This is a genomic window from uncultured Dechloromonas sp., from assembly GCF_945957265.1.
Taxonomy (GTDB): Bacteria; Pseudomonadota; Gammaproteobacteria; order Burkholderiales; family Rhodocyclaceae; genus Azonexus.
This window is the reverse complement of the sequence record NZ_CAMFKO010000035.1, coordinates 1-17,704: the sequence shown is the minus strand read 5'-3', so window position 1 is coordinate 17,704 and position 17,704 is coordinate 1. Positions and strand designations below refer to the sequence as shown.

15 protein-coding genes are annotated in these 17,704 nt (G+C 66.2%); 4 read left to right on the top strand and 11 right to left on the bottom strand.

Annotation, left to right across the window (positions count from 1 at the left end):
- Nucleotides 1-6 precede the first annotated feature (6 nt).
- From Q0P59_RS15855 to Q0P59_RS15810, 10 genes are all read right to left on the bottom strand, one after another.
- Nucleotides 7-864 carry a DUF4019 domain-containing protein gene (locus Q0P59_RS15855; RefSeq protein WP_295008034.1) on the bottom strand — a complete coding sequence of 286 codons (858 nt, stop codon included), beginning with the start codon at nucleotides 862-864 and terminating at the stop codon, nucleotides 7-9.
- A gap of 26 nt (nucleotides 865-890) precedes the next feature.
- The gene (locus Q0P59_RS15850; protein WP_295008032.1) at nucleotides 891-3,020 is read right to left on the bottom strand and encodes a TonB-dependent receptor; all 2,130 of its coding nucleotides are present in this window, start codon (nucleotides 3,018-3,020) and stop codon (nucleotides 891-893) included.
- A complete protein-coding gene (gene cobN, locus Q0P59_RS15845) occupies nucleotides 3,017-6,976 on the bottom strand; it encodes a cobaltochelatase subunit CobN (RefSeq protein ID WP_295008030.1) in 3,960 nt (1,319 codons plus the stop codon). Before cobN ends, Q0P59_RS15850 begins: the two co-directional genes overlap by 4 nt.
- A complete protein-coding gene (locus Q0P59_RS15840) occupies nucleotides 6,973-7,524 on the bottom strand; it encodes a GNAT family protein (protein ID WP_295008028.1) in 552 nt (183 codons plus the stop codon). Before Q0P59_RS15840 ends, cobN begins: the two co-directional genes overlap by 4 nt.
- A 36-nt stretch (nucleotides 7,525-7,560) precedes the next feature.
- Nucleotides 7,561-7,821: a hypothetical protein gene (locus Q0P59_RS15835; RefSeq protein WP_295008026.1), complete on the bottom strand. Its 261-nt coding sequence runs from the start codon at nucleotides 7,819-7,821 to the stop codon at nucleotides 7,561-7,563.
- A gap of 60 nt (nucleotides 7,822-7,881) precedes the next feature.
- Nucleotides 7,882-10,149 carry a TonB-dependent hemoglobin/transferrin/lactoferrin family receptor gene (locus Q0P59_RS15830; RefSeq protein ID WP_295008024.1) on the bottom strand — a complete coding sequence of 756 codons (2,268 nt, stop codon included), beginning with the start codon at nucleotides 10,147-10,149 and terminating at the stop codon, nucleotides 7,882-7,884.
- A 246-nt stretch (nucleotides 10,150-10,395) separates the two neighbouring features.
- Nucleotides 10,396-12,186 carry a DEAD/DEAH box helicase gene (locus tag Q0P59_RS15825; protein WP_295008022.1) on the bottom strand — a complete coding sequence of 597 codons (1,791 nt, stop codon included), beginning with the start codon at nucleotides 12,184-12,186 and terminating at the stop codon, nucleotides 10,396-10,398.
- A 200-nt stretch (nucleotides 12,187-12,386) separates the two neighbouring features.
- Nucleotides 12,387-13,178: a ferritin-like domain-containing protein gene (locus tag Q0P59_RS15820; RefSeq protein WP_295008020.1), complete on the bottom strand. Its 792-nt coding sequence runs from the start codon at nucleotides 13,176-13,178 to the stop codon at nucleotides 12,387-12,389.
- On the bottom strand, nucleotides 13,178-14,224 hold the full coding sequence (locus tag Q0P59_RS15815; protein ID WP_295008018.1) for an aldo/keto reductase: 1,047 nt from the start codon (nucleotides 14,222-14,224) through the stop codon (nucleotides 13,178-13,180). Before Q0P59_RS15815 ends, Q0P59_RS15820 begins: the two co-directional genes overlap by 1 nt.
- Before the next feature lie 14 nt (nucleotides 14,225-14,238).
- Nucleotides 14,239-14,571 carry a hypothetical protein gene (locus Q0P59_RS15810; RefSeq protein WP_295008016.1) on the bottom strand — a complete coding sequence of 111 codons (333 nt, stop codon included), beginning with the start codon at nucleotides 14,569-14,571 and terminating at the stop codon, nucleotides 14,239-14,241.
- A gap of 105 nt (nucleotides 14,572-14,676) precedes the next feature.
- Here Q0P59_RS15810 and Q0P59_RS15805 point away from each other — a divergent pair, with 105 nt between their 5' ends.
- The gene (locus tag Q0P59_RS15805; RefSeq protein WP_295008014.1) at nucleotides 14,677-15,315 is read left to right on the top strand and encodes a DUF47 domain-containing protein; all 639 of its coding nucleotides are present in this window, start codon (nucleotides 14,677-14,679) and stop codon (nucleotides 15,313-15,315) included.
- 14 nt (nucleotides 15,316-15,329) lie between these two features.
- Nucleotides 15,330-16,337, top strand: a complete 1,008-nt coding sequence (locus tag Q0P59_RS15800; protein ID WP_295008012.1) for an inorganic phosphate transporter — start codon at nucleotides 15,330-15,332, stop codon at nucleotides 16,335-16,337.
- A 145-nt stretch (nucleotides 16,338-16,482) separates the two neighbouring features.
- On the opposite strand, the gene Q0P59_RS15795 is transcribed toward Q0P59_RS15800, so the two are convergent.
- Entirely contained in the window at nucleotides 16,483-16,704 is a 222-nt protein-coding gene (locus Q0P59_RS15795; protein WP_295008010.1) for a DUF465 domain-containing protein, read from the bottom strand.
- 67 nt (nucleotides 16,705-16,771) lie between these two features.
- Here Q0P59_RS15795 and Q0P59_RS15790 point away from each other — a divergent pair, with 67 nt between their 5' ends.
- Together Q0P59_RS15790 and greB are read left to right on the top strand one after the other, a co-directional pair.
- Nucleotides 16,772-17,080, top strand: a complete 309-nt coding sequence (locus tag Q0P59_RS15790; protein ID WP_295008008.1) for a hypothetical protein — start codon at nucleotides 16,772-16,774, stop codon at nucleotides 17,078-17,080.
- A complete protein-coding gene (gene greB, locus Q0P59_RS15785) occupies nucleotides 17,080-17,637 on the top strand; it encodes a transcription elongation factor GreB (protein ID WP_295008006.1) in 558 nt (185 codons plus the stop codon). The genes Q0P59_RS15790 and greB overlap by 1 nt, the downstream gene beginning before the upstream one ends.
- Nucleotides 17,638-17,704: the final 67 nt, after the last annotated feature.

The window sequence follows — 17,704 nt, the reverse complement described above, 5'->3', positions numbered from 1 at the left end:
AAGGATTCAGGATCGTGGGGAGGCGGCGGCCAGTTCGCGTTCGAGCGCCTGGCGCAGAGTGCCGATGGCCGGTTGGCGGGCGTAATCGGCGACCATCTGGTACGGATCGATGCGCCGACCGCCGGCCATCAGCACCCAGGGCGGCACCTCGCGGCCGGGTCTCGGGGTATGGCTCCAATAGCCGCCGTGGTGGCGAACCAGTATTTCGCCGACGTATTGGCCGAGGAAATGAACGAAAGCGCGGTAATCCGCACCCTTGGTCTGTTTGGCGCGGGGTTCGCCGCCGGGGGCGTGCTCCATCAGCATGCGTTCGATTTCGATCACGCTGTTGGTGCTGTAGTCGAGGTGCCCGCCGGCCTTGTTGAGATTGCCGACGAAAGCGTCGAGCAGCCGGGTCAGCGCCATGCGCCGAATGTCGACCTGGTAGCGCACGACGCCGCATTCCTCTTCCGGCAAGGCGCCGATCGTCAGCCGCTCGCCGTGGCGGGAGCCGTCGGGACGCGTCACCAGGTAGTCGAAGGTAGCCACCGGGCTTCCCTCGTGCGGTGCCTCCGCCCGGGCCTGGCGGAAAGCCTGCAGCTCCCGTCCCAGCGGTTTGCCGGCCGGTTGCAGTATGTCCTTGCCCAGCCTCAGCCAGGCTTCCCGCTGCTCCTGGGCGCGGTAGTGCGATGTGCCGCTTTCCCAGGCCGCCTCGTAGAGACCGTCGTCGACCAGCGCAAGAAAGGCGCGGGCATGGTCCTGGGCGCGCTGGAGGTCGGTGCAGGCCGGTTCCGTGGGCTGCCTGGCCGGGCCTTCCGCGGCGAGCGTCGTGCCGCCGAGGGCAGAGAGCAAAAGGACGGCGAGAAGGCGGTTCATTTTGGGCATGGGGTTCTTGCGGGGTAGTGAGGGGATTACCATTTTCCCTCCAATGACAACAGCACACTGCGCTGGCCACGCTCGCCGCTGGCCAGCGACCAGCTGTCGTTGCCGGCCCAGGCGCTGGCGATCCGGCGGGTATCAGTGCCCAGCACGTTCTGCGCTTCCAGCCGCAGGTTGAGTTGCGGCGTCAGGCGGCGGGCGATGTAGAGGTCGAGCAGCGTGCGCGCCTTTTGCTGGCCGGCCAGTTCGCCGGGGATGTCGGTCTGCGTCCGGCCGTACTGGTTGAGTTGCAGGCCGGCGCTGGCCTGCCACCAGGGCAGGGCCTGGTCGATGCCGAGGCTCCACTGGTAGCGCGGCAGGTCGCGGGCGTCGCGGGTGATGCCGAGGCGCTCGTCGTCCACCCGCGCCCGGGGCAGGGTCAGGTGGCTGCGCAGCGCGGTGCCCTTCCAGCCGAAGACCTCGCCCTTCAGCCTGGCGTCGAGTTCCAGCCCCCAGTGGCGGGCCGTGCCTTCGTTGCTCGGTCGGTCCACCCAGCGGCTGCCCTCCAGCGCCGTGCGGCGTTCGATGAAATCCTCGGTGCGCCGGACATAGACATTGGCGCCGAGCGTGCCGGCCTCGTTCGGCAGGTGCTTGTCGAGCGCCAGTTCCCAGTTGATGTTGCGCTCGGCCCGCAGCGTGGGGTTGCCGCCGCGGTCGGCTTCGAGCGGGCTGTTGGCGCCGGCGCCGCGTACGGTCAGCCCGGAGATTTCCTCCAGCTTCGGCGCTTTCAGCCCGGCCCCCAGCGACGAGCGCAGGATCAGGTCGGGCGCCAGTTCGTAGCGTCCGGCGAGCGAAGGCGCCAGTTGGCTGGCGCTGCGTTGGCGCCCCTCGGCTTCCAGCGCGACGTGTTCGCCGCGCAGGCCGTAGGTCAGCGTCAGCGCCCTGGCCAGCGGCCATTCGTGTTGCAGCCAGGCCGTCCATTGCCTGGCCCGGGCGTCGAAATCACCGCTATAGGCGCTGGCGCCGGTGGCGCGCTGGCTTTCGTCGCGGCGATGCCAGCTCTGCTCGATGCCGGCCGACAGCAGGCCGTCGCCGGCCGGGCGGTCGAGGCGCAGGGCGGAGGACAGTTCGCGCTCGTCGCGGTCGATCGCTTCGCGGCCCGTCGTGCGGTTGCCGGCGGCGTCGATCCAGGTCCGGTCGGTATCCTGCTCGCGGCGCGCGCCCATCATGGTGACCCGGCCGGAGAGCTTGCCGGGGCCGGTCTTGCGTTCGCCCTCGGCGCGCAGCCGGGCGATGGTGAGCTGGCTTGCCTCGCGCTCGTGGCGGCTGCCGTCGGCGGCCAGGCCGGTGCCGGCAGCCGGGTTGGCGTAGGCCGAGCGGCCGATCTCGCCCGAGCGCTCGCCGCGGTTGTGATACAGGCTCGGCCACAGCGACAGGCTGCCCTCGCCGTCGCGCCAGGTCAGGCGCGGCGAGACGATGAATTCATCGAGCCGGTAGGGGCTGCTTTCCGTTTCCTCCTGCCACAGCGTGCGCGTGCCGCCGCTCGTCTGCTGGCGGCGGGTGGTTTTTTCCAGCGGCATGCCGTGGTGGTTGATGGTCAGCGGCACGATCCACGAAAAAGCCTTGTCGCCGCCGCCCTGGCTGAGCGTGAACTGGCCGTTCGGTTCGTCGCCGCGCAGGCCGACGGCGGCCTTGAGCGCGGTGGATGCGGTCGGCCTGGCCTTGCGCATGATCAGGTTGACCGTCACCGGCGTGCTGCCGCCGTGTTCGGCCGAGGCGCCGCGCAGGATTTCGACGCGTTCCAGCTCGCCCGAGGGCAGGCGGCCGACCGTGGTCAGCGCGTAACGGGCATTGGCCGACGGGCGTTCGCCATCGACCAGGAATTGCACGCTGTCGCGCCCCATGCCGCGCGCGTTGGCGCTCGGGCCGCCGTCGCCGGTGTGGGCGCCGGCCTCGATGCCGGGCAGCTTGCGTATCACCTCGCCGACCGTCAAACCGCCCAGCGCCTCGATTTCCTTGCGGTCGACGACGGTTTTCTGGGTGACGGCGGACTGGCGTTCGGCATCGGCTTCGCTGCTCGCCGTGACGACCACCTCCTTGAGCGTGGTGCCCGGCTCGGCCTTGGCCGGCGTGGCGAAGGCCGCTGCCAGCAGGATGGCGGCGGGTTTCAGGCGTGGCCTCATGCCGCCCTCCGCTGCCGGCGAACGGCGCTCAGCGCGCCGCCGGCGGTGGCGAGCAGCAGCAGGCCGCCGCCGGCCAGGGCCAGGGGAGGGGCTTCCAGCGGGCGCTTGTCGACCTTTTCCAGCTTCATGCCGGTGATTTGCGGCGGGGCCGGCGGCGGAGGCGGCGCCACCAGGTCGGCGGCGCTCTGCGGCCGGGTCGGCGACGGGGCCGGCAGCGGCGCGACGAGACCGAAGCCCTCGGCGGCGAATTTCTCGAAGGTGGCGTTGTCGCTCTTCACGTCGTAGCGCCTGGCCAGCTCGCGGTAACGCTGTTTCAGCTCGGCCACGGTTTTGGCGTCGGCCTGCCAGTAGCCGTGGCGCGCCATTTCGAGCATTTTCTCGATGCTCTGGGCCAGCGCATGCGGGTTGTTCTTCTCGAACCAGTCCTTGAGGCCGAGCTTATGCTTGTCGCGGACGTAGACATCGACGAACTCCTGCCACTGGTCGTCGCGCACGATTTCGCGCGCCACCGTGGTCCATCCGGTGAAATTGTTGATGCCGTCGAGCACCTGCAGCGTGCCGGCGTAGCCTTCGGCCATCAGGCCCTGGATGTAGCCGGGGTGGAAGTTGCGGGTGGCGAGTTCCTTGGCCAGGAACTGGTCGGCGCCTTCGATCTTGCCTCCCTTGCCGTCGCCGCCGCTGTGGCGCAGGTTGGTGATGTAGAGCTCGGGCGCCTTGCCGTCGAGCGCCCGCACCGCCGCGCCGATGCCGCCGAGATACTGGAAGGGATCGTCGGTGGTCAGCATGCCGTAGAGGTTGGAGGTGCGCGACAGCACGGCGCCCTCGGTGCCCTTGAGGTGCTCGGCGTAGAGATTTACCTTGGCCCCGGCCGCTTCTCCGCCGGCGATGCCCTTGCTGCCCCAGGCCGATTCGTCGGTGCCGTAGGCGTGCTGCATGCGCGACAGGTAGAGGCCGGCCAGCTTCCTGTCGGCTTCGCCCTTGCTCTTCCAGGTGTCGGTGGCCAGCGCCGCATCGTCCAGCCCGGTGCCGTAGCGGCCGGATTCGTTGGAGAAGATGCGCGTCTCGGCGGCCCGCTGCGCGGCCTTGTCCGGCACGCCCTGCCTGACCAGGCGTTCGGCGATGGCGCGGCTGTTGGCGTAGACCGGGTTGTCGGCTTCGTTGGCGCGGGCGGCGAGCTCGACCGCCTTGGCCAGTTGCTTCATGGCGTTCGGGAAGTGGTCGCGGTACAGGCCGGTGGCCGACAGCACGACATCGACGCGCGGCCGCTTCAGCTGCTCGCGCGGCACCAGTCTGACGTCGATGACCCGCCCGCCGGCATCCCACACCGGCTCGACGCCCATCGTCCACAAGGCCTGCGCTTCGAGGATGCCCTGGTGGCGCATGGTTTCGACCGACCACAGCGAGAAGGCCAGCTTCCTAGGGGCGCGGCCGGTCTTGGCGGCCTGCGCGGCGATCAGCGCGTCGGCGGCTTCCTTGCCGGCTTCCCAGGCCTGTTTGGTCGGCACCCGCGACGGGTCGAAGCCGTACAGGTTGCGGCCGGTGGGCAGGGCGTCCGGGTTCTTGATCGGGTCGCCGCCGTAGGAGGTCGGGCGGTGCTGTCCGGCCAGCGCGGAAAGCAGGCCGGCGATCTCGCCCTGGGCGCCGAGGTCGGCGTACCAGCGGCGGCCCTGCTCCAGTTTTTCGGCCAGTGCCTTGTCGGCGGGCAGGGGCGTTTTGTCGGAAATGGCGTCGGCCAGCATCCTGAACGGCGGCGTGCCGGTCAGCTTGGCGTAGTCGCCGACGAAGATCTCGTCGAGATCGTCTTCCTTGACGCCCATGATGCGGGCGGCGGTTTCGTGGAAGCCCTTGCCGAGCATCAGCAAGACCGTGCCCAGCCGGTGCTTTTCCTGCGGCGGCGTGCCAAAGGTGTGCAGGCCGAGCGGCTGGGCGGTCTGCGCCAGTTCGTGCAGGTGGTTGTGCAGTTCGTCGATGAAGGCGCGGAAATCGGCGTCGATGCGGGCCTCGCTCCAGCCCATGTCGCGTTCGATGCGTTCCTTCCTGACCCGCTTTTTCAGGTCGAGCGCCAGCTTGTCCTTCACCGCGCCGTCGTCCTGGGCCAGCCACTGGTGCAGCAGGTCGTGGATCTGGGTCAGGGCGTCGTGCAGCCCGGCCGGCGCGAAGGGGGGCGTCTGGTGGGTGACGATCACCGCCCGGCCGCGCCGCTTGGCCTGCAAGGCCTCGCCGATGTTGTCGACGATGTAGGGGTAGATGACCGGCACGTCGCCGACGGCGAGCATCGGGTAGTCGGTGACCGGCAGGCCGCGCTCCTTGCCGGGCAGCCATTCCTGCGAGCCGTGCGTGCCGTAGTGCACCAGCGCGTCGGCCTTGAAATGCTCGCGCAGCCACAGGTAGTGGGCCAGGTAGAAATGCGAGGGGGCGGCCTTGGACGAGTGGTAGAGCGCCTTTTCCTTCTCTTCCCAGCGTTCGCCGCGCGGCGCCTGCGGGCTGAAGATGACCTTGCCGACGGCCAGGCGCGGCATCACGAAGACCGCTTCGCCGCGGTCGACGATGACCATCGCCGATTTCTCGGGATTGCCCCAGCGTTCCTGGATTTCGTCACGGATGGCTGGCGGCTGGCCTTGCAACCAGGCGCGATAGGTGGCCACCGGCAGGCGTTCGGCCAGGCCGTCGCGGAGCAGGCCGGCCAGTTCCCCGTCGCGGTAGAAGGGGGCGAGCAGGCGCTGCAGGCTCCTGATCAGGCTGTCTTCCGTTTCGCCGTGGGTGTCGTAGCCGGCGTCGCGCAGGGCCTTGAGCGTGGTCTCGAAACTGCGCGGCACGTTCATGAACGAGGCCGACAGGTTCTTTTCGCCCGGCGGATAGTTCCAGAACAGCATGGCCACCTTCTTGTCGGCATTCTGCAGGCGTTGCAGGCGGACCAGCCTGAGCGCCTTGTTCACGATGGCCGCCGTCTGCCCGGGCAGGACGACCACGTCGCCGCTGGCCTTGTCGCTGGTATTGGCGACGATGGCGTCGACGATGCCGGCGTATTCGCCCTGCGCCAGGTAGAAGGGCACGTCGATCAGCGGCACGCCCTGCGGGTCGGCGCGCCAGGCGGCTTCGTCGCCCTTGCGGTAGGCCAGCGCCTGGATGACCGGGATGCCCAGCTCGGCCAGTTCCTTGCGGCGGCCTTCCGGGTCGAGAATGATTTGCGTGTTGATCACCGCGTCGGCGACGGGTTTGCCGTCGACAGTCAGCATCTTCCGGTGCGGGCCCATGACCCCGGCGTAGTAGGGCAGGGCGATGGCGCCGCCGGCTTCGACGCGGGCGACCATATCGTCGATGAAAGTGGTCTGCTCGGCGCCGATGTAGATCTGGTGGAAGGCGATGGCGACGGTCGGCGGCCGTTTCTCCGGGGCTATGCCGCGCCATCTGAAATACTCGGCTGGCGTCGCGAAAACGCGATGCGGCGCCTTGGGGTGGTAAATGGCCTCCTCGGGGAAGACGAAGGGTGCCGCCACCCTGGGCAGCGGCTGGCCGCGCAACTGGGCGGCCAGCGTGGCGAAGAAGCCGTCGTAGTTGCTCCGCCCGCCGTTGGTGTAATAGGCGTGCAGCCGGGCGGCGACGTCCGCGGGCAGGCCGGTGCCGCCCGGGCCGTCGTCCTTCATCCAGATATGCGGCGTCTTCAGCTGCTCGAGCGCCTTGCCGAGTTTGCCCTTGACCGCATCCTGCATGTGGCTGCGGGCGGCATCGAAGATGATCAGGTCGCGTTTCTCGAGCAGCTTGGCGGCCTGTTCGGCGGACAGCCGTTCGGCAAAGTGCGCCTCGACCGACAGGCCGTGCTGGCGGGCGGCGTCGACGACGGTGCGGAATTTCCCGGTGGGCACCGGCGACGTGGCGACGATCAGGATGCTTTCGGCAAGAACGTTGTGCCACAGGCACAGGGCGCCGAGCAGGCTGGCAAAGCGGAGTAGGGTCATGGCGAGAAGGAGCTTTCCTGCGGCGTCAGGGAGTAGATGGCGGCTGCCTGCTGGCGACCCTGGATGCACAGCCGGTTGGCGGCCATGCCTTCGAAGCGGGCGGCGAGTTTCTCGGCAACGCGGCGGCTGGCGATGTTGTGTTCACCGACGACCAGTTCGAGGCGCCGCAGCGCGTGCGTGGAGAAGGCCTCGCGGGAGAGCTGGAAGGCGGCTTGCGTGGCGATGCCGCGCCATTGATGGGTGCGGCGTATCCAGAAAGCGAGCGCGGCGCAGCGATGCTGCCGGTCGATGGCGTGGATGCCCGCGCCGCCCAGCAAACGGCCGCTGCCTTGTTCGAAGATGCCGTATTCGTCGGCCGTGCCGGCTTGCCGGGCCTGATCGCAGGCGGCAAACCAGGCCCGGGCGTCGTCCGCCGCGTAGTGCGCGTGTGGCCAGTGCAGCCACTCGCTCAACGAGTGGACCGAGTCGCGGACCGCTTCGGCAAATGCCTCGGCGTCGTCGGCCTGGAAGGGACGAATCCGGAAGGTGATGGCGGGTGAGTGGGTCACGGCTGGCGGAGTTCCGGCTGGCTGATGCGCAACGCTTCAGTGCAGCGCAGCGGTGTGCGTCACGTTCGCGGCGGGTTCGTCGGAAATGGCGAAATGCAGCTGCGCCCATTCCTGCTCGAGGCGTTGGCCGACCTGCTTGAGCACGGGCGGCATCAAGGCGTCGGGATAGCTCTGGAACAGCGCGAGTTCGCGACGGATCAGGGCGGCCTGGTTCGGACAGCCCAGGCACGAGAAGCGGGTCATCAGGTTGAGCAGCGAGGCGACGAGGGCGGCTGGGTCAGGCAGGGTGGCGGACATGGCGGTGGACCAGAAAAAGAGCGCCGGCGGCCTTATCCCGAGGTCGCCGGCGCAAGGGGGTCAAAAGTCGGCCTGGAAGGAAACGCGCAGGTTGCGTCCGGGCTGGGAGTAGAAATCGACCGCGGTCAGGCTGGTGTCGGCCTGGCGAATGTCGGACCAGTACCAGTATTTCTGGTCGAATACGTTGTTGACCGCGACCACCAGGCGGGTGTTGGGGGTCGGCCGGTACCAGGCGGCCAGGTCGTTGACGCCGTAGCCCGGGGTGCGGAAGAAGGCGCCGCCGCTGTCGTCGACGCGGTTCTTGCCCTTGGCGGCGCGCAGGCGCCACTCGCCGCCCCACTGGCCGACGTCGTAGGCCAGGCCGAAGCTGGCGCGCAGGGGTTCGACCGAGTTGATCGCAAGGCCGGTGTCGCTGTTCTCGCCATGGGCGACGGCGATCGCGCCATCCACCCGCCAGTTGCGTGCAAAGGCCCAGCTGGCCCGCGATTCGGCACCATAGATGCGGACGTTCGACAGGTTGCGGTACATGTAGGTGGTGTAGTTGGTGCCGCCCACACTGACGCAGTTGGGGTCGGCCGGGCAGTTCAGGCGGACGTTGTCGATGAAGTCCTTGTAGCGGTTGTCGTAGGCGGTGATCTGGGCGCGCACGTTGCCGACGTTCGCCCGCAGTCCGATCTCGACCCCGACGCTGGTCTCGGCCTTGAGCTCCGGGTTGGGGGCGGAGGCGTAGATCTGGGCCGAGTTGCGGAAGGCGCCATTGACTTCGTTGTAGTTCGGGGCGCGGAAGCCGCTCGCCACCTGGCCGAACAGGCTAAGCGCCTCGGTGAAGCGCCATTGCCCGCCGAGCTTCGGCGAAAGGTGGCTGAACTCCTTGTCCACCGCCTGGCGGTTGATGATGCTGAGCACCTGCTGGGCCAGGGCATCGACGTCCGGCTTCAGGCGCGTCCGGTCGTAGCGCAGGCCGGGGGTCAGCGCCAGGCGGTTGCCGAGCAGCGAGATCTCGTCCTGCACGTAGAGCCCGAGGGTGTCGGTCACGCCGTTGGCGAAGTCGCGCAGCGGGTAGCTTTCGCCGGCCAGGCCGTAGGTGACGGCGCCGGTGTTGACGTTGAGCACCTGGCCGTCGCGCTTGGTCTCGACGCGCTGGCGCATGAGGTCGATGCCGTAGGTCAGCAGGTTGCTCGCCCCGCCCAGCTGGAACATCGACTCCAGCTGCAGGCCGAGGCCCGTCGTCTGCTGTTCGAAATGGAAGTTTTGCCTGATCTGGCAGGTGGCCTGCGGCGCGGCGCTGCTCGACGCCGAGCAGCCACTGGCCGTTGAATAGCGCGCGTTGCTGCGGGTCTGGTCGTTGATGTTGTGCGTTTCCGCATCCTGGTGATAGGCGCGGGCGATCAGGCGGTCGTAGAACAGGCCGTCCTTGTGCTCGTATTCCAGGCCGAAGCGGGTGCGCTTGCTTTCGTCGTCGCCGGTCATCCGCGAAATGCGCGCCAGCGATGCGGGAATCCGCATGATGGTCGTCTGCGTGCTCTGCTCGCGTCCTTCCAGCGATGCCGTGAGCTTGTGGCCGGTCAGCGGGCGGAAGACGAACTTGCCGAGCAGGCCGCGGTCTTCCGTAGCCGCCGGATTGGCCTCGCTGCGCGCCGGGCCGAAGGCGGGGTTGTTGCCCCGGTTTTTCGTTTCCTCACCGTTGGTTTGCGCATAACCGAGCAGGACATCGAAGCGTTCGCTGCGCAGCGCGCCGATCACGCTGCCGGACAGCGCGTCGCTGGCGCCGAAGTAGGCACCCCGAACGCGGGCGCCCTGGGTCTTGTCGCCCCTGGCGATATCTTCGGGATTCAGGGTCAGGTAACCGACGACGCCGCCGATCGCATCCGAACCGTACAGGCTGGAAGCCGGGCCGCGCACGATCTCGACCTGGCGCAGGAAGTCGAGCATCGGGCCGGAAGGCGCGTTCATCGTGTAGTTGGTCGGTCCGCCGCCGTTGAAAAAGTCCGGCAGGCGCACGCCGTCCACCATCTGCACCACGCGGTTGTCTTCGATGCCGCGGATATTGACGCGGGTTGCGCCGTGGCGCCGCATGTCGCGCGCCATCGCGATGTCGGGATCGTCGCGGAAGAGGTCGGCGTCGTCGACCGGCAGGCGGCGCTCGATGTCTTCGCGGCGGACGCTGGTGACCGTGGCGCTGACCTGGTCGATGTCGGTCAGGTGGCGATTGGCGGTGATGACGGTATCGCGCAGCGCTTTTTCCTCGGCGGAGAAAGTCGCGCCGGACAGCGACAACAGGGCAAGCGGAATAGCCCGCAAGGCAAGGCGGGCGTGAGGGCGCAGCATGAAAGGCCTCCAGTCAGAACAATGAATGGCTGGCTGCCTGCATGCGCTAGGTGGCTGGCGATAATTAAAGACGAATAAGAATAATTATCATTAAAAAATAGGATGCTGTCAATATTTCTCCGGCCGGTGCGCCATCGCGGGCTCAGGCATCACGGGCGGGATGGCATGGGCCGCTGCTTGCGGGCGCGCCCCGGAAAAGAAAAAAGCCACGGCATGCCGTGGCTTTCGGGGATTGCTGGCGGGTGCTCAGCGATCGAATTTCTTTTTCTTGAAGCTGCGCTCGCCGTCGAATTTCCGTTCGCCGCCGAAGCTGCCGCCCGGGCGGCCTTCGTCCTGGCGCAGGTTGATCGGCACGCCGCGGATGCGGGTGCGCTTCAGCGCATTGGCGGCTTCGGCCGGCATGCCGGCGGGCAGCTCGACGGTGCTCGACTCTTCGTACAGGCCGATGCGGCCGATGAAGCGGCTTTCGATGCCGGCTTCGTTGGCGATGGCGCCGACGATGTCGCGCACTTCGACGCCATGCTCGCGACCCACGTCGATGCGGTAGCGCACCATGTCGCCGGCCGGTGCCGGACGCGGCGGACGCTCGCTGCGCGGCGGACGGTCTTCGAAACGCGGACGCTCGCCGCGATCCTCGAAACGCGGCTTGCGCTGTTCGCGTTCGCCGAAGACGCCCGGGCGGCTGTCGCGCGGAGCCGGCGCCGGGCGCGGGTCTTCGCCGGCGATCTGCAGCGGCTTGCTTTCCTGGGCCATCATGGCCAGGGCGGCGGCGACTTCCTCGGCTCCGACGTTCTGCTCCTCGGCGATCTGCGACACGATGTTGGCGAAGAAATCCAGGCCTTCGGCATTGAGCACCTCGGCGACCTTGGCCTTGAAATCGCCAACGCGCTTGTTGGTGACGTCGGCGCGGGACGGCAGGGTCAGCGGCGCGATCGGCTGCCGGGTGGCACGCTCGATGGTGCGCAGCATGCGGATTTCGCGCGGTGCGACGAACAGGATGGCGTTGCCGTTGCGACCGGCGCGGCCGGTGCGGCCGATACGGTGCACGTAGGCTTCGGTGTCGTACGGGATGTCGTAGTTGACGACGTGGCTGACGCGCGGCACGTCGATGCCGCGGGCGGCGACGTCGGTGGCGATGACGATGTCCAGGGCGCCGGACTTCAGCTGCTCGATGACGCGTTCGCGCATCTGCTGGTTGAGGTCGCCGTTCAGGGCTGCGGCTGCGTAACCGCGGGCGTTCAGCTTGTCGGCCAGTTCGACGGTGGCGGTCTTGGTGCGCACGAAGATGATGGCGGCGTCGAAATCGTCCTCGACTTCCAGGATGCGGGTCAGCGCATCGAGCTTGTGCATGCCGCTGACCTGCCAGTAGACCTGGCGGATCGCCGCAACGGTGGCGGTGGCCGACTTGATCTTGATCTCGCGCGGCTCGACCAGGTATTTCTGGGCAACGCGGCGGATCTGTTCCGGCATGGTCGCCGAGAACAGCGCGGTCTGGTGCTGTTCCGGGGTGCGCTCGAGAATCCACTCGACGTCGTCGATGAAGCCCATGCGCAGCATTTCGTCGGCTTCGTCGAGGACCATGGTCTTCAGGTTGTCGAGGTTGAGCGTCTTGCGCTCCAGGTGGTCCATGACGCGACCCGGCGTGCCGACGATGACGTGGGCGCCGCGGGCCAGCTGCTTCAACTGGATGGTGTAGCTCTGGCCGCCGTAGATCGGCAGCACGTGGAAGCCCGGCAGGTTCTTGGCGTAGCTTTGCAGCGCCTCGGCAACCTGGATGGCCAGTTCGCGCGTCGGCGTCAGGATCAGGGCCTGCGGCTTGGTCAGCTTGATATCGATCTGTTCCATCAGCGGCAGCGCGAAGGCGGCGGTCTTGCCGGTGCCGGTCTGCGCCATGCCGATCATGTCATGCCCGTCGAGCAGGATGGGGATGCACTGGGCCTGGATGGGGGAGGGGGTTTCGTAACCGATTTCGCTGAGCGTCTTGAGCAGCGATTCGCTCAAGCCGAGCTCGGCAAAGTTTTCGACGGAAGTCGACATAATGCTGTTTCCTTTCATCGTCGCCCTTGACGTTGTTCTGAGTGGCGACGGATTGGCCCGATGGTCGGGCGGCCTGGGTGACCCCGACGCAGCCATGCCGGGGAATGAATCAATGGGGTGAATCCTGCACAAGAACCTACAAAACCGGGGGCTGCTCGGAATGACTGCGGGCGAAACATCAACGCATTGAACTGATTATTCTACACTTTTTCTGCGAGAGCCGCCAGTTCGGCGGCGCTGAAGCCGGCTTGCAGGCGCGCCGATTCGTTCATCGGCAGGATGGGGCGGGGTGCCTTGAAGTGCTTGAGCAGTTCGCGATAGGTGCTTTCCGGCTCGATGCCGCGCTGCCCGCAGAGTCGGCGGAACCAGCGGTCGCCGAGGCCGACGTGGCCGATTTCGTCGCGCAGGATGATGTCCAGCACGCGGGCGCTGGCGTCGTCGCCGGCCTGCTCCAGGCGGCGCTGGATGGGCGGCGTGGCGTCCAGCCCGCGCGCTTCGAGCAGGCGGGGCACCAGGGCCATGCGGGCGAGCGGGTCGTCGGCCGTCTTCATGGCCATTTCCCACAGGCCGGCATGCGCCGGAAAGTCGCCGTAGTCGTAGCCCAGGCTGTTCAGGCGTTCGCGCAGGATGGCGAAGTGGTAGGCCTCCTCGGCGGCAACGCCGATCCAGTCGGCGTAGTATTCCTCGGGCAGTCCATGGAAGCGGGCCGCGTGATCGAGGGCCAGGTTGATGGCCGAGAACTCGATATGCACGATGGCGTGCAACAGCCGGGCACGGCCTTCTTCGGTCTGCGGGCTGCGCTGCGGAACGAGCTTGGGCGGGACGAGTTCCGGCTTGTCCGGAATGCCGCAATGCAATTCGATTTCGCTGCTGTCGCGCCAGTCGAGGCGAGCCTTGGCCCAGTCGTCGGCCAGTGCGGCGGTGAGCGCGAGTTTGCGCTCGATGTCGGTGGCGGCCAGCGCTTCGGCCAGTCGCGGGAACAGGGATTCCATCAGGGCGCGGGGTTGGTGTATTGCAGGTGGATGGCGTCGATGGCCGCCAGGATCTCGTCGGAAAGCGGCGTCAGCGTGGCGGGCAGGGTTTCCTGCAGCTGTGCCAGCGACGAGGCGCCGATGATGGTGCTGGCCACGAACCAGCGGGAGCGCACGAAACCGAGCGCCAATTGGGTCGGCGTCAGCTGGTGCTGGCGGGCCAGCGCGGCGTAGGCGGCCACGGCGGGGGCGACGTTGGGCTTGGCGTAGCGCTGGCCGAAGAAGGGCCATTGCGTCAGGCGACCGGGTGCCGCCGGGTCGGCGAGGTATTTACCGGTCAGGTGGCCGAAGGCGAGCGGCGAGTAGGCGAGCAGGCCGATTTGCTCGCGATGGGAGATCTCGGCCAGTCCGCTCTCGAAAGTCCGGTTGAGCAGGTGGTAGGCGTTCTGCGTCGATGCGATGCGCGGCAAGCCCAACTCGTCGGCAAGGCGCACGAACTGCATCAGGCCCCAGGCGTGTTCGTTCGAAACGCCGATATGGCGTACCTTGCCTTCGCGCACCAGTTCGGCCAGCGCTTCGAGTTGTTCGCGTATCGGCGTGCCGCCGCGCTCGGCTGTCGGGTCGAACTGCCATTGCCCGAACATCGGCTGGTTGCGTTCCGGCCAGTGGAGCTGGTAGAGGTCGATGTAGTCGGTCTGCAGGCGGCGCAGCGAACCTTCGATGGCGGCGCGGATGTTGGCCCGGTTCATGGCCTGGGGGCCGTTGCGGATCCAGGTCAGGCTGCGCGCCGGGCCGGCGATCTTGGTGGCGAGGATGATCTTGTCGCGTTGCTGGCGCTTGAGCCAGTTGCCGACGATGCTTTCGCTCGCTCCGCTGGTTTCGGCGCGCGACGGCACCGCATACATCTCGGCGGTGTCGATGAAATTGACTCCCTGCGCCAGGGCGAGGTCGAGCTGGGCATGGGCATCGGCCTCGGCGGTTTGCTCGCCGAAGGTCATCGTGCCCAGGCAGATTTCCGGAACGATCAGGTCGGAGCCGCCGAGAGTGCGGTGCTGAAGCGTGGTCATGAGTGTCTCCAAAATCAGGGGTGGCCGCAGAGGACGCCGTATATCAGGATGGGCCGTTCGAAAACCGGATCGTAGCCGGCCGGGACGATCGCCAGGCGGTGCTCGGCCGGGTCGTCGCAATGCCGGAGCACCCACTGGCCGGCCTCGGAGAAGGCTTCGTCGAAGCTGCCGAACAGCGCATCGAGGCCTTTCGTCCGTATGGGCAGCAGGTTGCCCGAACGGCGGTCGAGCAGCAGGTCGGAGTCAAGCTGCTGGACCGCGTAGCCGGCCGGGGGGCGAGGCAGCGGCAGCGCCGACAATTCGAAGCGGTCGCCAAACGTGTCGGCGGATAGGCGGTTTCCGGGCATGCTTCATTTTATATCCACCAATCGGCCTTAGTCAGTGTTCGTCAAGGAAGGTTCAGGCGGGCATGCTAGAATGACGGACTGTAACAATCACTTAACGGAACCGTCATGTTCGGTCGCTTGATGCCCAAAGAGGGCAAGTATTTCGATCTTTTCAATGCCCACGCAGTGCTGATCACGCAAGGTGGCAAAGCCTTGTCGAACCTGATCGGTGCGCTGGTCGACCAGCCGGATCAGGCCGGTCGCTACGCCGAAGAAATCGATTACCTGGAGCGCAAGGCCGACGACATCACCCACGACACCCTGTCGCAGTTGCACACCTCGTTCATCACGCCGTTCGACCGCGACGAGATTCATCAACTGATCAGCGGCATGGACGATATCCTGGACATCATCCAGGATGTGGCCGAATCGATGTCCCTGTACGACATCCGCCGGGTGCCGCCGGAAGCCAAGGAGATGGCCGAGGTGACCGAAAAGTGCTGCCGTGCGGTCGAATCGGTCGTCAAGTTGCTGCACAGCATGGACAACGCACCGGCCATCCTCAAGTTCTGCCACGAAATCGCCGAACTCGAGTCCGAGGCCGACCGTGGCTTGCGCAGCCTGATGTCCAAGCTTTTCCGCGACGAGCCGGATGTCCGCGAAGTCATCAAGCTCAAGCAGATTTACGAGATCCTCGAATCGGTTACCGATCGCTGCAAGGACGTGGCCGGCACCGTCGAAGCCATCGTCCTCGAAAACTCCTGAGCGGGTAGCGCGGCATGGATACCGTGCAAGTCAGTATCTGGGTTGTCGGAACCCTGGTTTTCGTTGCCCTGCTGTTCGATTTCATGAACGGCTTTCACGATGCGGCCAATTCGATTGCGACCATCGTCTCGACCCGGGTTCTCAAGCCGCATCATGCCGTCATCTGGGCTGCGGCATTCAATTTCCTGGCCTATTTCCTGTTCCAGCTGAAGGTCGCCTCGACCATCGGCAAGGGCACCATCGATCCGGCGATCGTCGACTATTACGTCGTCTTCGGCGCCCTGATCGGGGCCATCATCTGGAACATCATCACCTGGTACTACGGCATTCCCTCGTCCTCGTCGCATGCGCTGGTCGGCGGCCTGGTCGGTGCCGCGGTTTCGAAAGCCGGTCTCGATGGCCTGATTACGGCCGGCGTGCTGAAAATCGTTGCCTTCATCTTCGTCGCGCCGTTCCTGGGCTTCGTCATGGGGGGGCTGTTGATGGTCATCGTGTCATGGATCTGCCGGAAAATGGCGCCGCGCAAGGTGGACAAGCATTTCCGCCGGTTCCAGCTGATTTCCGCGGCCGCCTACAGCCTGGGCCATGGCGGCAACGATGCGCAGAAAACCATCGGCATCATCTGGATGCTGCTGATTGCGACCGGTTACTCCCATACCTCCGATCACATTCCCGGCTGGATCGTTCTGGCCTGCTATTCGGCCATGGGCCTGGGCACGATGTTCGGTGGCTGGCGTATCGTCAAGACCATGGGCAACCGCATTACCAAGCTCAATCAGGCGCGCGGTTTCTGCGCCAACAGCGGTGGCGCGTTCACCCTGTTCCTGGCGACCGCCTTCGGCATCCCGGTTTCCACCACGCACACCATTACCGGCGCCATTGCCGGCGTGGGCTCGACGCGCGGCGCCCGCCGCGTGCGCTGGGGCGTTGCCGGCGGCATCGTCTGGGCGTGGATCCTGACCATCCCGTGCAGCGCCGCCATGGCAGCGGTCGCCTGGTATCTCGGCACCCTGCTTCTTTGATTCTTCGTTGGGTTTTGTTTTCGGCCCTGCTTGCATTGCAGGCAGGGCTGATCCGGCGGTTTCCTATGCTCTGGGAGCTTGCCCTGGTGGCACTGATCGGCGGCGTCTACTGGATCTTTTTCCGCACCCCGCCGCGCAACGGCGACTAGGCCGGGATGTCCGGAACCAGCATCTGCTCCAGTTGCAGGATGCGGTCTTTCAGCAACAGCTTTCTTTTCTTCAGGCGGCGGACGAGCAACTCGTCCGGAGGCGGGCTGTCGATCAGGTGGGTAATCACCAGGTCGAGGTCGCGATGCTCGACCTGTAGCTCATGCAGCTGATTTCGAAGGTCGCTGATTTCGGCTTCGTTCAGCGGATGAAGGGACATATTCGGCTCCTGGCGGCTTCCTTTGTTTTGCTAGAATACCCTGAACAAATCAACGGAGGAGAGAGAGATGCAGCACCATGTAATTGTGTCGTTCGGAAAAGACAGCGAGTTCGAATTCAAGTTTTCCGGCGGTGCGGCACCGGATGACGCACGCAAGTGGTTCGACCATGAATTTCGCGTTCTCGAATGCGATGTCGCCACGCCGACCGGCAAGATTCTGGCGGTCGACCGCATTCTCAGCGTCGCCAAGTATGCCGGTGAAAATCGTTTCCAACAGCAAAGCGCCTGGGCCGATCAGTTTGCCAAATACACCGCCGCCTTGCTCGGACGCGACCTGATCCGCGTCGATGTCGAGCACTACAGCATCGGGTATTGATGAACAAGGCGTTTGTGCGGGAAAGCGACGGCGATGATGAGGAGCAGCTTGAACCGTCGCTGAAGCTCCCGCCTGGTACCCGCAACTACATTACCCCGGCCGGCCACGCCCGGCTCAGGGATGAACTGGAAAACCTCGTCAAGCGCGAGCGTCCCCATATTGTCGAAATTGTCGCGTGGGCCGCATCCAATGGCGACCGTTCGGAAAACGGCGACTATATATATGGCAAGCGTCGCCTCAGGGAAATCGACCGCCGCATTCGTTTCCTGAGCAAGCGCCTCGATATCGCCGAGATCGTCGACCCGCTCCGCCAGGGCGACAATGACCAGATATTCTTCGGCGCTCGCGTCACCGTCGCCGATCAAGAGGGGCAGGAGAACACCTACACCATCGTCGGTGTCGACGAAGCCGAAGTGTCGCGCGGGCGTATCAGCTGGGTATCGCCCCTGGCCCGTGCGCTGCTGAAGGCGAGGGAAGGGGATTCGATCCGCTTCCAGAGCCCCGTCGGCATACGCGAGCTGGAGATTCTGGAAGTGATGTATCTGTCCATAGATTAGATACATTGGCAGGGCTTTTGAAAAACTTTTGTGAGGCTGTTGACGGCGGTTTTTTAATCTATATAAT

Coding starts and splice junctions, on each gene's coding strand:
- Q0P59_RS15805 (WP_295008014.1), top strand. CDS start 14,677: ATGTTCGGTCGCTTGATGCCCAAAGAGGGCAAGTATTTCGATCTTTTC.
- Q0P59_RS15830 (WP_295008024.1), bottom strand. CDS start 10,149: ATGCTGCGCCCTCACGCCCGCCTTGCCTTGCGGGCTATTCCGCTTGCC.
- Q0P59_RS15850 (WP_295008032.1), bottom strand. CDS start 3,020: ATGAGGCCACGCCTGAAACCCGCCGCCATCCTGCTGGCAGCGGCCTTC.
- cobN (WP_295008030.1), bottom strand. CDS start 6,976: ATGACCCTACTCCGCTTTGCCAGCCTGCTCGGCGCCCTGTGCCTGTGG.
- Q0P59_RS15815 (WP_295008018.1), bottom strand. CDS start 14,224: ATGACCACGCTTCAGCACCGCACTCTCGGCGGCTCCGACCTGATCGTT.
- Q0P59_RS15820 (WP_295008020.1), bottom strand. CDS start 13,178: ATGGAATCCCTGTTCCCGCGACTGGCCGAAGCGCTGGCCGCCACCGAC.
- Q0P59_RS15825 (WP_295008022.1), bottom strand. CDS start 12,186: ATGTCGACTTCCGTCGAAAACTTTGCCGAGCTCGGCTTGAGCGAATCG.
- Q0P59_RS15855 (WP_295008034.1), bottom strand. CDS start 864: ATGCCCAAAATGAACCGCCTTCTCGCCGTCCTTTTGCTCTCTGCCCTC.
- Q0P59_RS15835 (WP_295008026.1), bottom strand. CDS start 7,821: ATGTCCGCCACCCTGCCTGACCCAGCCGCCCTCGTCGCCTCGCTGCTC.
- Q0P59_RS15810 (WP_295008016.1), bottom strand. CDS start 14,571: ATGCCCGGAAACCGCCTATCCGCCGACACGTTTGGCGACCGCTTCGAA.
- Q0P59_RS15795 (WP_295008010.1), bottom strand. CDS start 16,704: ATGTCCCTTCATCCGCTGAACGAAGCCGAAATCAGCGACCTTCGAAAT.
- Q0P59_RS15790 (WP_295008008.1), top strand. CDS start 16,772: ATGCAGCACCATGTAATTGTGTCGTTCGGAAAAGACAGCGAGTTCGAA.
- greB (WP_295008006.1), top strand. CDS start 17,080: ATGAACAAGGCGTTTGTGCGGGAAAGCGACGGCGATGATGAGGAGCAG.
- Q0P59_RS15800 (WP_295008012.1), top strand. CDS start 15,330: ATGGATACCGTGCAAGTCAGTATCTGGGTTGTCGGAACCCTGGTTTTC.